General features: G+C 42.6%; 13 protein-coding genes. 11 read left to right on the top strand and 2 right to left on the bottom strand.

Going from position 1 to position 13113, the window contains the following annotated elements; genetic code table 11:
- Nucleotides 1-168 precede the first annotated feature (168 nt).
- The 7 genes from DCC82_RS13690 to yajC all read left to right on the top strand — a co-directional run bounded on the left by DCC82_RS13690 (nt 169) and on the right by yajC (nt 5103).
- On the top strand, nt 169-654 hold the full coding sequence (locus DCC82_RS13690; RefSeq protein ID WP_108430389.1) for an intercompartmental signaling factor BofC: 486 nt from the start codon (nt 169-171) through the stop codon (nt 652-654).
- Between the two features lie 122 nt (nt 655-776).
- Complete coding sequence (ruvA, locus tag DCC82_RS13685; RefSeq protein WP_015864630.1) at nt 777-1382, top strand: Holliday junction branch migration protein RuvA; 606 nt, start codon at nt 777-779, stop codon at nt 1380-1382.
- A gap of 13 nt (nt 1383-1395) precedes the next feature.
- On the top strand, nt 1396-2397 hold the full coding sequence (gene ruvB / locus DCC82_RS13680; protein ID WP_097354788.1) for a Holliday junction branch migration DNA helicase RuvB: 1002 nt from the start codon (nt 1396-1398) through the stop codon (nt 2395-2397).
- The gene (locus DCC82_RS13675) at nt 2394-2600 is read left to right on the top strand and encodes a DUF2905 domain-containing protein (protein ID WP_015864628.1); all 207 of its coding nucleotides are present in this window, start codon (nt 2394-2396) and stop codon (nt 2598-2600) included. The genes ruvB and DCC82_RS13675 overlap by 4 nt, the downstream gene beginning before the upstream one ends.
- A gap of 23 nt (nt 2601-2623) precedes the next feature.
- A complete protein-coding gene (gene queA / locus DCC82_RS13670) occupies nt 2624-3652 on the top strand; it encodes a tRNA preQ1(34) S-adenosylmethionine ribosyltransferase-isomerase QueA (protein ID WP_097354787.1) in 1029 nt (342 codons plus the stop codon).
- A 17-nt stretch (nt 3653-3669) separates the two neighbouring features.
- Entirely contained in the window at nt 3670-4812 is a 1143-nt protein-coding gene (gene tgt, locus DCC82_RS13665) for a tRNA guanosine(34) transglycosylase Tgt (RefSeq protein ID WP_108430388.1), read from the top strand.
- A 15-nt stretch (nt 4813-4827) separates the two neighbouring features.
- The gene (yajC, locus tag DCC82_RS13660; protein ID WP_108430387.1) at nt 4828-5103 is read left to right on the top strand and encodes a preprotein translocase subunit YajC; all 276 of its coding nucleotides are present in this window, start codon (nt 4828-4830) and stop codon (nt 5101-5103) included.
- 43 nt (nt 5104-5146) lie between these two features.
- Here yajC and DCC82_RS13655 read toward each other — a convergent pair whose 3' ends face one another.
- Both DCC82_RS13655 and spoVB read right to left on the bottom strand, forming a co-directional pair.
- A complete protein-coding gene (locus tag DCC82_RS13655) occupies nt 5147-5521 on the bottom strand; it encodes a TIGR04086 family membrane protein (protein WP_108430386.1) in 375 nt (124 codons plus the stop codon).
- 70 nt (nt 5522-5591) lie between these two features.
- Nucleotides 5592-7154, bottom strand: coding sequence for a stage V sporulation protein B (spoVB, locus tag DCC82_RS13650; protein ID WP_015864623.1), 1563 nt, complete (start codon nt 7152-7154; stop codon nt 5592-5594).
- Between the two features lie 103 nt (nt 7155-7257).
- Here spoVB and DCC82_RS13645 point away from each other — a divergent pair, with 103 nt between their 5' ends.
- The 4 genes from DCC82_RS13645 to DCC82_RS13630 all read left to right on the top strand — a co-directional run bounded on the left by DCC82_RS13645 (nt 7258) and on the right by DCC82_RS13630 (nt 13075).
- On the top strand, nt 7258-7554 hold the full coding sequence (locus tag DCC82_RS13645; protein ID WP_108430385.1) for a post-transcriptional regulator: 297 nt from the start codon (nt 7258-7260) through the stop codon (nt 7552-7554).
- 196 nt (nt 7555-7750) lie between these two features.
- Nucleotides 7751-10003: a protein translocase subunit SecDF gene (secDF, locus tag DCC82_RS13640; RefSeq protein ID WP_015864621.1), complete on the top strand. Its 2253-nt coding sequence runs from the start codon at nt 7751-7753 to the stop codon at nt 10001-10003.
- Between the two features lie 175 nt (nt 10004-10178).
- Nucleotides 10179-12536 (top strand): single-stranded-DNA-specific exonuclease RecJ, encoded by a 2358-nt coding sequence (gene recJ, locus DCC82_RS13635; protein WP_015864620.1) that lies wholly within the window; start codon nt 10179-10181, stop codon nt 12534-12536.
- Nucleotides 12536-13075, top strand: coding sequence for an adenine phosphoribosyltransferase (locus DCC82_RS13630; protein WP_108430384.1), 540 nt, complete (start codon nt 12536-12538; stop codon nt 13073-13075). The genes recJ and DCC82_RS13630 overlap by 1 nt, the downstream gene beginning before the upstream one ends.
- Nucleotides 13076-13113 lie beyond the last annotated feature (38 nt).

The following is a 13113-nucleotide window of genomic DNA, read 5'->3' as shown; positions in this document are numbered from 1 at the left end:
TAATGCGCCCTATGCTGGCTGCATAGGGCATTGTTTTTTGGCGTTTGTCACAATAATAACGGCGGAAAATATAGAAATGCGGAATCGGTGCAAAGGATAAAACTTCTCACATTGGTGAAAATAGAAATAAGCATATTGTTTATTTACCTGGAAAGAGAGGAAAAGGAGATGCGAATTCTTGCCACTTTCTTCATTATGATCGCTTCCTATGTATTGTTCATCCAGGCTGCTTTTGCTGCGCCATCTTCCGTAAAAATGACGATTATTTTAGAGCAGCAATATTTAGACGGAGAAGTGAGCCAAGAAACAAAAGAAGAAACCGTTGTTTCCATGAAAGATATATGGAAAAAATATAAAGACTGGCAGCTTGTGAATATGGATGATCAAACGATAGTATTTCGCAAAACAGTGAATGATATTTCCCCATTATTAAAGGCGAACGGTTATTTTGGAATCACCGAAGACGGAACATTATCTATTTTTGAAGGCAAACCTGCTCATTCTACACGGGTTATTCAATCATTTTTTCAAATTGATGTAAAAAAACTCGAAAGCCGTCATCATGAGCAGCTGAAAAAAGGAATTCGCGTCGTCTCCAAGTCACAGTATAAAGATATTATCGAAACATATCGCCACTTTGCTTTAATACGTTAGAAAGACTTATCGCTAGGGTAAGTCTTTTTTGTTTTCTAAATAGGAATATACATTCGCTTTTTGTTATAATGTAATGGTATGGTACAATGAAAGGCAGGAAAGAAAAGGAGTGGAGTACAGCGTTGATTGAATTTGTCCGCGGATACGTTGATTATGTTTGCCCTGAATATATTGTGATCGACAACAACGGCATTGGGTATCAAATCTTTACACCCAATCCGTTTTCATTTCAAGAAAGCCGTGATACAATCGTAACGGTTTATACATACCAATACGTGCGTGAAGATACGCTTGCTTTGTACGGATTTCGCACCCGTGAAGAACGAACGTTGTTTGCGAAACTATTGCAAGTTTCAGGAATTGGCCCAAAAGGCGGGCTAGCGATTTTAGCAGCGGGGCAGCCGGAGCAGCTTGTCGAAGCGATCGAACAAGAAAACGAAACGTTTTTATGCAAGTTTCCGGGGGTCGGGAAAAAAACAGCGCGACAAATGATTCTCGATTTAAAAGGAAAGCTCACAGCGGTTACTGCTAAAACATTTCCGGATTTATTCCATTTGCAAGAGGAATCCGCACGGCCGCATTTATCGGCTCTTGAGGAGGCGATCGAGGCGTTAAAAGCGCTCGGCTACGCTGAACGGGAAATTCAAAAGGTAGTACCGTCGTTAATGAAAGAAAACTTATCGACAGATCAATATGTGAAACGAGCGCTTCAGCAATTGTTAAAATAGGGAGGGGAGAAAAGTGGAAGAACGCCTTGTTTCCGGTGATGTCCACCGCGAAGACGTTTCGCTCGAATACAGTCTCCGCCCGAAGTTTTTGCATGAATATATTGGACAAGATAAAGTGAAAGATAATTTAAAAGTGTTTATTGAAGCGGCAAAAATGAGGGAAGAAACGCTTGATCATGTGCTGTTGTACGGACCTCCCGGGTTAGGAAAGACAACGTTAGCAGCGATTATTGCGAATGAAATGGGAGTTCATCTTCGCACGACTTCCGGGCCGGCGATTGAGCGCCCAGGAGACTTAGCGGCAATTTTAACTTCTTTGGAGCCGGGCGATGTGTTGTTCATTGATGAAATTCATCGTCTGCACCGTTCGGTTGAAGAAGTGTTATATCCGGCAATGGAAGATTATTGTTTAGATATCATCATTGGCAAAGGACAAACTGCTCGATCCATTCGCATTGATTTGCCGCCGTTTACGCTTGTCGGTGCTACGACAAGAGCCGGTGCTTTATCTGCTCCGCTTCGTGACCGTTTTGGAGTGATTAGCCGATTAGAGTATTATACACCTGAACATCTTACGCAAATTGTGATGCGAACAGCAGAGATTTTGCACGTGGACATTAAGGCAGAAGCCGCGTTGGAAATCGCTCGGCGCTCGCGAGGCACACCGCGCATCGCGAATCGTCTTTTGCGACGCGTTCGCGATTTTGCTCAGGTGCGGGGAGACGGAACGATCACATTTTTGTTAGCGAAAGAGGCGCTGGAGCTGCTGCAAGTCGATCGACTAGGACTTGATCATATCGATCATAAATTAATCAAAGCGATTATGGAAAAGTTTGGCGGTGGACCAGTTGGCATTGATACGATTGCTGCAACGATCGGCGAAGAGGCGCAGACCATTGAAGATGTATATGAGCCGTACTTGCTGCAAATTGGTTTTTTACAGCGTACACCGCGCGGCCGTATCGTTACCCCTATTGCTTACGAACATTTTGGAATGGAGGTTCCAAAACAATGAATAGCCTGCCTAAGCTTATTATGATGATTGGGGTTGTTCTCATTATTATCGGATTTCTCATGCAGTTTATTAAACTAGGGCGGCTTCCGGGAGATATTATTATTCGGAAAGGGAATACGACTTTTTATTTTCCGGTTGTTACGTCTATTTTGTTAAGCATTGTTTTATCGCTCATTTTTTATGTGCTTGGACGATTTCGTTAAACAATAAGGAAAGGTGAGAAAAATTGAAAATAGATTTGTTTGACTTTGACTTACCAGAAGAGTTAATTGCACAAACACCGCTATTAAACCGTGACGCATCACGGTTAATGGTGCTCGATAAAAAAACCGGCGAAATTCGTCATGAAACCTTTCGCAATATTTTATCGTATTTGCATGAAGGAGATTGTCTTGTTTTGAACGATACACGTGTGATGCCGGCGCGGCTTTATGGGGAAAAAGAAAATACTGGCGCCAATATCGAGGTGCTGTTATTAAAACAATTGGAAGGAGACCGATGGGAAACATTGGTCAAACCAGCAAAACGAGTAAAAGTTGGCACGGAAATTACTTTCGGCGATGGACGGCTGAAAGCGACATGTGTCGATACGCTTGAGCATGGGGGGCGTATCTTGGAATTTTCTTATCAAGGCATCTTTTATGAAGTGCTTGAACAGCTTGGGGAAATGCCGCTTCCACCGTATATTAAAGAAAAATTGGATGACCCGGAGCGTTATCAGACTGTATATGCCCGTGAAGTGGGTTCAGCGGCGGCGCCGACAGCCGGCCTTCACTTTACGGAACAGCTTCTTGATGATATACGCGCCAAAGGGGTGCATATTGCGTTTATTACTCTCCATGTTGGACTTGGTACATTCCGTCCAGTCAGCGTCGAAAACATTGAAGAACATGATATGCACGCCGAATTTTATCAAATGACAGAAGAAACGGCGCGATTGTTAAACGAGGTGAGACAGCAAGGAGGACGCATTATTGCTGTCGGTACAACGTCTACACGCACGTTAGAGACGATTGCGTCAAAACATAACGGTGCATTTGTGGCGGAAAGCGGTTGGACGGATATTTTCATTTATCCAGGCTATGAATTTAAGGCAATCGATGGATTAGTGACAAACTTTCATTTGCCGAAATCAACGCTTATTATGCTTGTCAGCGCTCTTGCCGGCCGCGAAAATATTTTGCGGGCATACAATGCGGCGGTGAAAGAGCGGTATCGATTCTTTAGTTTTGGCGATGCAATGTTGATTATTTAAGAAAGGGGATCGTTGGATTGGCATCACCGATTCGTTTTGAGCTCATTAAAACATGTAAACAAACGGGTGCGCGTCTTGGAATTCTTCATACGCCGCACGGTTCGTTTGAAACGCCGATGTTTATGCCGGTTGGGACATTAGCAACTGTGAAAACATTATCGCCGGAAGAATTAAAAGAAATGGGTGCCGGCATTATTTTGAGCAATACGTACCATCTATGGCTGCGGCCGGGACATGAAATCGTAAAAGAAGCCGGCGGCCTTCATTCATTTATGAATTGGGACCGCGGCATTTTAACCGATTCCGGCGGTTTTCAAGTGTTTAGTTTAAGTGAATTTCGGAGAATTGAGGAAGAAGGCGTATACTTCCGAAATCATTTAAACGGAGATAAGCTATTTTTATCTCCGGAAAAGGCGATCGAAATACAAAATGCGCTTGGTTCAGACATTATGATGGCGTTCGATGAATGTCCCCCATATCCGGCAACATATGAATATATGAAACAGTCCGTGGAACGAACAAGCCGTTGGGCGGAGCGCTGTTTAAAAGCGCATAAGCGCCCGAATGAGCAAGGATTGTTCGGGATTGTGCAGGGCGGGGAATTCGAAGATCTTCGCAGACAAAGCGCGCAAGACTTAGTGTCGTTAGATTTTCCGGGATATGCTGTCGGCGGCTTATCTGTTGGTGAGCCGAAAGAAGTAATGAATCGTGTGCTCGAGTTTACGACCCCGCTTTTGCCGGCGAATAAACCGCGTTACTTGATGGGAGTCGGTTCGCCGGATTCGCTTATCGACGGGGCGATTCGCGGCATTGACATGTTTGACTGTGTGCTTCCAACACGTATTGGCCGCAATGGAACAGTAATGACGAGCCAGGGGCGTGTCGTCATTAAAAATGCACAGTACGCCCGCGATTTTTCGCCGCTTGATCCTAATTGTGACTGCTATACGTGCCGCAATTATACACGCGCATATATTCGCCATCTCATCAAATGTGATGAAACATTTGGAATTCGTTTAACTTCTTACCATAATGTCTATTTTTTGATAAAATTAATGGAGCAAGTGAGACAAGCGATTCGTGAAGATCGTCTTGGGGACTTTCGCGATGAATTTTTCGAGCGATATGGCTTTAATAAACCAAATGCGAAAAATTTTTAGAAAGGGGGGAAATAAATGTCAGCAGCGATTGTTAATTTGCTTCCAATTATTTTGTTTTTTGTCATTTTTTATTTCTTGCTGCTTCGGCCGCAGCAAAAACGGCAGCGTGCGATTCAGCAAATGCAGGCTAATTTAAAAAAAGGGGATAAAATCATCACCATTGGCGGACTGCATGGGATCATCGATTCGGTCGATGAAGATAAAGTTGTCATTCGTGCAGGCGATGGCACGCGTCTTACATATGACCGCTCGGCGGTGCGCGAAGTGGTGACGGAAAAAGAGAATAAGTAAACGATGACGGCTACCTTTCCCAAGTAAAGGTAGCCGTCATCGTTTAATTGCGTGATGCGGCTAGGTTTACACCGACAATGCCGCCAAGCGCCGCTGCGACAAAAAAGATGAGATGATATAACCATTGTTCAATAGTGAATGCTTTTTCCAATCCCAAAAATTGAAATACTAATACGATGAATGTAAATAATAAACTTGTTCCCCCGCCAATGAGCCAGCCTCTTTCTTTTCCTTTTCCACCAGCTACAATCCCGCCAATGAACATGGAAAGAAGCGACCCGGCAAAAATAATCCATGTTAACGAAGGTTCTTGCACGTTTGTCCATTTTAGTATGAGAGATAAAAAGAAGCTAATGAGAGCCGCCAATAAGAAAATAGTTACAACCCCATAAACAATAGCTGTTCCCCATTTTGTCATCTCATTCCCCCCTGTCGCCTGATAAATAAGTTTCACCAAAATATATTCCTATTCGGACATGTTTAGAAGTTTATTTGCGATTTTTTTTCGCAAAAAAAGCACCAATTGCCGGAATATGTGCAAGCTCTTCTCGTTTGACCAATTGAAAAATAATCAGCAGAAGCAAGTAAACGATGGCGGTAACGGTAATAGAAGCCAACGTTCGTATAGGCAGTGGCAGCACGATGAAAGAATAGTGGAATGATACGTACCCAGCAACACCTGCTATAGTGATGGATAAACAAGCCTTGACATATTCGAGTGGATAAATAGAATAAGATACTACTTTTATAATCGTTGCAAAATGAAGCAATGTGACTAACACAGTGTTGATCGCAACGGCCAATGCTGCTCCCATAATTCCTAAGCTCGGTTGGGTTGCTAAGGCGAAAATACAGACAATTTTTACGGCTGCGCCAATTAAGCTATTTGTCATCGCTGCTTTCGCTAAATCAAGGGCCTGCAATACTGCCTGCAGCGGACCTTGAAAGTAATAAAATAGAAAAAATGGTGCCATCACTTTGACAAAAATGGTTGCTTCACTTGTACCGTACATCAGTTGCATGAGCGGTTCTGCAAATACATATAAGACGACGACAGAGAGCCCGCCTGTGACGAGAGAAAGACGCATTGCTTGCTGAATGCGATGTTCAACCAATAATGTTTGTTTTTGTGCCATTGCTTCACTGATTGCTGGAACAAGAGAGGTGGATAGTGAATACGTAATAAAAGACGGCAGCATTAATAATGGAAGAGCATAGCCAGTCAGCTGACCATATTGTTTTGTAGCTAGCGTTGTTGCGACTCCGGCCATTGCCAAGCTGTTTGCAACGACAATCGGCTCCAAAAACCAAGAAAGAGAGCCAATTAAACGGCTTCCTGTCGTTGGCAAAGCGATGCGCATTAAACTTGCAAACGTTTCTTTTCCTGCCTTGACATATTGAATAAACTTTGTTCGCAGCTTAATGGATTTTTTTAATTTAAACATGTAAAGCAAATATAATAATGACATGAATTCACCAATAACAGATGAAAACATCGCACCTGCAGCAGCATATTCAATGCCATACGGCAATAATGCTTTTGTACAATAGGCAATCAAACTAATGCGAACGATTTGTTCTAAAAGCTGTGAATATGCGTACGGCTTCATTTGCTGTTTTCCTTGGAAATAACCGCGTAACACGGAAGAAACCGCTATGATTGGGACGACAGGAGCAATAGCGATTAACGGATAATAAGTGCGTGGGTCAGTAAATAATGTTCGTGATAAAAATGGTGCAAGCAATATCATAGTAGGGAAGAAGATAACGCTAAGTATACTTGTAATCGTTAAAGAGACAACAAGAATTTTTTTCACTTTTTGTCGATCGCCAACCGCTTCGGCTTCTGCAACTAGTTTCGAAATGGCGACAGGGAGCCCCATTTGCGTGATCGTAATGGCTAACACAAGCGTTGGCATCGCCATCATGTACAATCCAACGCCTTCCTCGCCAATAACGCGGGCGACGACAATGCGGTTGACAAATCCAAGAATCCTTGTAATCAAACCAGCAACGATTAAAATCATCGTTCCTTGTAGAAATTTAGACATCTCGTCTCCCTACCTTCTCAAATGTCATGATCTTTTATACAATTAACTATATGCAATACATATAAACAAGCATGACAAGTTTTCAGAGGGAGAAGGCGAGAGAATGGAAAAGGAAAAACAAAAAGAACTGCGAGAACAGCTGATGCCCGCATTACAATGCAAGTATGATGAATTTCGCCTGCTTGGTTATAAACAGGTGACGATGGATCAAATATGGGATTATCTAGTTCAAAAGAAATGGAAAAATTTTAAAGAAGAAAGAAAGTTATTTGAGCTTGTCAACGATATTTTATCGTTACAAATCGGCGAGTACATGTCATTTATTACGATGCAATCATATAAAGAACAGCACTGTTCTGGAAATGATGATTTAGAAGCAGTGTTAAACGAATTATTATAGTGATGTAGAAAATTGACAGTTTCCGTTAACTGTTTCATAATTGGATTATTGAGAAAAAACAAGCGCTCGCAAGCATTGTTTTTCGGTGTAAGAGAAGTTTTCTTTTTTTCGAAAATTAGTCTAGCAAGTAATTTCTAGATGAGTGACAATCATGAGAAGTAAGTGGTAAGACGAGTTGAAGGAGGACTTTTTTATTATGGTAAAACGCAGTCGCATTGTCGCGTTTTTCCTGTTGCTTTTGCTTTTTGCAGGAGTGATGGGGCCGACGATTCAAGGAATTTTACATAACATTAAATTAGGTCTTGATTTGCAAGGCGGCTTTGAAGTGCTGTATGAAGTAAAGCCAGCGAAAAAAGGCGATAAAATTGACAAAGAAACATTAAAAAGCACGGTGAGCGCGCTAAACAAACGGATTAACGTGCTCGGTGTGAGCGAGCCAAACATTCAAATAGAAGGAAAAAATCGGATTCGCGTGCAGCTTGCGGGGATAAAAGATCAAAATCAAGCGCGCGAGATTTTATCGACGCAGGCAAAATTAACGTTCCGCGATGTGCATGATAACGTGTTAATGGATGGAAGCGATCTTGTTCAAGGCGGAGCAAAGCTGTCCTTTGACGAAAACGGGAAACCGAGTGTTGCCATTAAATTAAAAGATGCGGATAAATTTAAACAAGTGACAGAAAAAGTATATAAAATGGGACCGCCAAATAACTTATTGGTCATTTGGCTGGACTTTAAAGAAGGAGAAGATTCCTACGCGAAAGAAGCGGGAAAAGCAGATCCAAAATTTATTTCCGCGGCAGCGGTAAACCAAGTATTTGCCCAAACAGATGTCTCCATCGTAGGCAATTTCACCGTTAAGGAGGCACAGCAATTAGCTGACCTGCTTAATGCTGGCGCGCTTCCAGTCGAGTTAAAAGAAATTTACTCGACATCGGTCGGGGCGCAGTTTGGCCAAAATGCCCTGCAAAAAACAATTTTTGCCGGCATTGTAGGGGTTGCCGCGATTTTCCTCTTTATGATTTTGTTTTATCGTTTGCCAGGGGTTATCGCTGTCATTACATTAACTGTTTATATTTACCTTATTTTGCTTATCTTTGATTGGATGAACGGCGTATTGACATTGCCGGGAATTGCTGCCCTTGTTTTAGGTGTCGGGATGGCGGTTGATGCCAATATTATTACGTATGAGCGGATTAAAGAGGAAATTAAGCTAGGCAAGTCGGTTATGTCGGCATTCCGTTCTGGGAATAGAGGATCGTTGGCGACAATTGTGGATGCGAACATTACGACGATGATTGCCGGTATTGTTCTCTTTATTTACGGGACAAGCTCAGTAAAAGGGTTCGCAACGATGCTGATCATCAGCATTTTAGCAAGCTTCATCACCGCGGTGTACGGCACGCGCCTGTTGCTTGGCCTGCTTGTCCATAGCCGCTGGCTGAACAATAAGCCAGGCTATTTCGGTGTAAAAAAATCGGAAATCTTAAATATCGCCGAAACAACGGATCATACGGAAGTACCGACAAAATTTGATCGTTTGGACTTCGTAAAACATAGTAAAAAGTTTTTCATTTTTTCTGGTTTGCTAACGGTGATCGGGATTATTGCCTTATTAACGCTGAAGCTTAATCTTGGCATCGATTTTACGAGCGGCACGCGCATAGAAGTAATGAGTGATAAACCAATTAATGTTCAGCAGTTAAAAGAAGAGTTTCAAAAGCTTGACTTAAAACCGGAGGACATCGTATTATCAGGCGAGCATAATAATATCGGTGTTGCTCGTTTGATCGGCGTGTTAAGCAAAAAAGAAATTGCGGAGCTAAAAGCACATTTTAAACAGCAATATGGTTCAGAGCCGAACGTCAGCACGGTATCTCCGGTTATTGGAAAAGAATTGGCGCGTAACGCATTGATCGCTGTGCTCATTTCGTCCATTGGGATTATTATTTATGTGACGATTCGTTTTGAAATATATATGGCGCTTGCCGCGATCGTGGCGCTTCTTCACGATGCGTTTGTCATCGTCACCTTTTTCAGCTTGACTCGTTTAGAAGTTGACTTAACGTTTATTGCTGCGGTGTTAACGATTATCGGTTATTCGATTAACGATACGATCGTTACTTTTGACCGCATCCGTGATTTACTGAAAAAACGCAAAGTGAAAACGGTGGATGATTTAAAACATATCGTCAACAGAGCATTGCAACAAACGCTTACTCGTTCCATTAACACGGTGTTAACGGTCATCTTTACCGTTGTTGCTCTCTTGATCTTCGGCAGTGAAGCGATTCTCAACTTTAATATCGCCCTTTTCGTTGGTTTAATATGCGGGGTTTACTCTTCTTTATTCATCGCCGCGCAATTATGGATTGTTTGGAAAGGCAACCAATTGAAAAAAGGAAAGACGAAAAAACGTTCAGAAAAAGAATTGGAACCACAAGTATAACGAAAAGCGGAAGGCAAAAAATGCCCCATGTTTTTATGGGGCATTTTTGTTTTATGTCTTATATTATCGATTGGACGAATAAATGGTTAGCCCGCGTATCATTCAAAAAAACCAATAACTTCATTGCTCACCCTTTTTTCCTTTTTGTATAATAGGAAGAGTTGAGGTGGGATACATGTTAATAGCAAAAACACGTTGGGATGTGAAACGTCCTGACGAAAATATCGTAACGCATTTAGTAGAACAGTCGCATATGGATCCGTTGATTGCGAAGCTTCTTGTTCATCGTGGAGTTCGTACGGTAGAAGAGGCGAACGCGTTTTTATATCCGCTGAAACAACCGTTTCATGATCCGTTTTTGCTAGATGGGATGGAACGGGCAATTGAGCGGATTCAACGGGCGATACAACATGGAGAGCATATTTTGGTATATGGTGATTATGATGCTGACGGCGTAAGCAGCACGACGGTAATGGTTAGTGCTCTGAAGGAAGCTGGCGCCATTGTGGATTTTTACATTCCCAATCGATTTACCGAAGGATACGGTCCGAATGAGAATGCATTTCGTTGGGCAAAGGAGCAAGGATTTTCTCTGATTATCACGGTCGATAACGGCATTGCTGCAGTGAAGGAAGTGGCGCTTGCCAATGAGCTTGGTATGGATGTCATTATTACAGATCATCATGAAGTGGGACCGGCGTTGCCGGAAGCATATGAAATTATTCATCCGAAAAAGCCCGGCAGTACATACCCGTTTCGTGAATTAGCAGGCGTCGGAGTAGCATTTAAAGTTGCCCACGCATTGCTTGGGGATGTGCCGCGTCATTTTTTAGATGTCGTAGCAATTGGAACGATCGCTGATCTCGTTTCCCTTACCGGAGAAAATCGTCTGTTGGTTGCACAAGGGCTTGAACAGTTGCGAAATACGAAACGTATTGGATTGCGTGCATTGTGTAAACAATGTGGAATAGAAGCAAAAGAAATTAACGAACAGACGGTTGGGTTTGTTATTGCGCCGCGGATGAATGCAGTTGGCCGGTTGGGAGAAGCAACCCCTGCTGTCAGATTGTTAATGACGGAGAAAGAAGAGGAAGCACAAAGACTTGCGAAAGAAATGGATGATTTAAATCGGGAGCGGCAGCAGCTTGTCGCGAAAATAGCGGAGGAAGCGGCACAAATAGTAAATGAACAATTTCCGCCATCCGAAAATAAAGTGCTTGTGATCGCAAAAGAAGGATGGAATCCAGGGGTCATTGGCATTGTTGCTTCCCGATTGGTTGAACAATTTTACCGTCCGACGATTGTTTTGAGCATTGATTCCGAGAAAGGAATTGCAAAAGGTTCGGCGCGAAGCATTCATGGGTTTGATATGTTTTCAAGCTTATCGACATGTCGCGATATTTTGCCACATTTTGGCGGGCATCCAATGGCGGCGGGAATGACATTATCGGTTGATCATATTGATGAATTGCGTCAGCGTCTCAACGCACTTGCCGATGATATGTTGACAGCCGATGATTTTACCCCAATTACACCGATTGATGCAGTTTGTTCCGTATCTGATTTAACGCTTTCGGTAGCCGAACAGCTGGAAAAGTTTGCTCCGTTTGGTGTAGATAACGCAAAGCCTCTTTTTTTAATGGAAAATGTATCAGTGGAAACGATCCGACGCATCGGGGCTGACCAGTCGCATTTAAAGGCTGTTTTCGCCCAAAATGGCGCTGCGATTGATAGCGTCGGGTTCGGCTTTGGTTATTTGTGCGATGAAATCGCTCCAGATGCGAAAGTGTCCGTGGTTGGCGAGTTAATGGTGAATGAGTGGAACAATCTTCGCAAACCGCAGCTAATGATTTGCGATGTTGCGGTGCATGAATGTCAATTGTATGATATTCGCGGTATGCGCGATGTACGGCCACTGATTGCGTCTCTTCCGAAAGATAAGCGGATGTTGATTATGTTTCGGGAAGGTACGGCAGATGCATTAGGACTTGAAGCATATAAAGAAGAGATTTACTACACGGCCTCAGTGGAAGAAGCGTCGCGGCTTTGTTTAGATAACCGGTACGTTGTGCTGTTAGATATGCCAACGTCTTTGGAAATCATAAAAATGTTGTTACGTTCTAGTTTACCTGCGCGCATTTATGCGTTATTCTATCAAAGGGAGACTCATTTTTTTCGCACGTTGCCAACGCGTGATCATTTTAAATGGTTTTATGCGTTTTTGAGAAAAAAAGGTGTGTTTAACTTGGCTAAGTATGGTGGCGAGTTAGCACGTGCGCGTGGATGGACAGAAGAAACTGTCCGGTTTATGGCAAAAGTATTTCTCGAGCTGGAATTTATTACGCAACAGGATGGAGTTGTATCGCTTGTTCCTCAACCGGCTAAACGCGATTTAAGCGAATCGCCGACTTATCGCTTTAAACAAGCTCAGTTTGAGCTTGAAAATCTATTTTTGTATTCAACATATGAACAATTAAAGCGTTGTCTTTTCGAAATGAAAGGTTCGCAAACATACGAGGAGGCAAATGTGTAATGGACTTGAAACAATATGTTACAATTGTTCCAGATTTCCCTAAACCTGGGATTATGTTTAAAGATATTACCACATTGATGGATAAAGGCGAAGTATATAAATATGCGACAGATCAAATTGTGGAGTACGCGCGCGAAAAGAAAATTGATATTGTTGTTGGACCTGAAGCGCGAGGATTTATTATTGGCTGCCCTGTTGCGTATGCGCTTGGTGTAGGATTTGCTCCGGTGCGCAAGGAAGGAAAGCTTCCGCGCGAAGTAGTTCGTGTGGAATACGGATTAGAATATGGAAAAGATGTATTGACGATGCATAAAGATGCGATTAAACCGGGACAACGCGTGTTAATTACAGATGATTTATTGGCGACAGGCGGAACGATTCGCGCTACGATTCAACTTGTCGAACAGCTAGGCGGTGTGGTAGCTGGCATTGCCTTTTTAATAGAGCTTACCGAGCTTGAGGGACGCAAAAAATTAGAAGGTTATGATATTTTAGCACTTATGCAATCAGCTCTGAGGAGTAAAAATTCTTCGAGATAAATTGAACTTCTAGCCCCCAAATTTTGATAAATATGCGA

This window comes from Geobacillus sp. LYN3 (assembly GCF_003064505.1).
Taxonomy (GTDB): Bacteria; Bacillota; Bacilli; order Bacillales; family Anoxybacillaceae; genus Parageobacillus_B; species Parageobacillus_B toebii.
This window is presented reverse-complemented; position numbering and strand designations above follow the sequence as displayed.

Bases quoted from the DNA above. Each gene is read 5' to 3' on its own strand.
- DCC82_RS13675 (WP_015864628.1), top strand. From the start codon at position 2,394: ATGAATAGCCTGCCTAAGCTTATTATGATGATTGGGGTTGTTCTCATT.
- DCC82_RS13630 (WP_108430384.1), top strand. From the start codon at position 12,536: ATGGACTTGAAACAATATGTTACAATTGTTCCAGATTTCCCTAAACCT.
- yajC (WP_108430387.1), top strand. From the start codon at position 4,828: ATGTCAGCAGCGATTGTTAATTTGCTTCCAATTATTTTGTTTTTTGTC.
- recJ (WP_015864620.1), top strand. From the start codon at position 10,179: ATGTTAATAGCAAAAACACGTTGGGATGTGAAACGTCCTGACGAAAAT.
- secDF (WP_015864621.1), top strand. From the start codon at position 7,751: ATGGTAAAACGCAGTCGCATTGTCGCGTTTTTCCTGTTGCTTTTGCTT.
- spoVB (WP_015864623.1), bottom strand. From the start codon at position 7,154: ATGTCTAAATTTCTACAAGGAACGATGATTTTAATCGTTGCTGGTTTG.
- DCC82_RS13655 (WP_108430386.1), bottom strand. From the start codon at position 5,521: ATGACAAAATGGGGAACAGCTATTGTTTATGGGGTTGTAACTATTTTC.
- DCC82_RS13645 (WP_108430385.1), top strand. From the start codon at position 7,258: ATGGAAAAGGAAAAACAAAAAGAACTGCGAGAACAGCTGATGCCCGCA.
- DCC82_RS13690 (WP_108430389.1), top strand. From the start codon at position 169: ATGCGAATTCTTGCCACTTTCTTCATTATGATCGCTTCCTATGTATTG.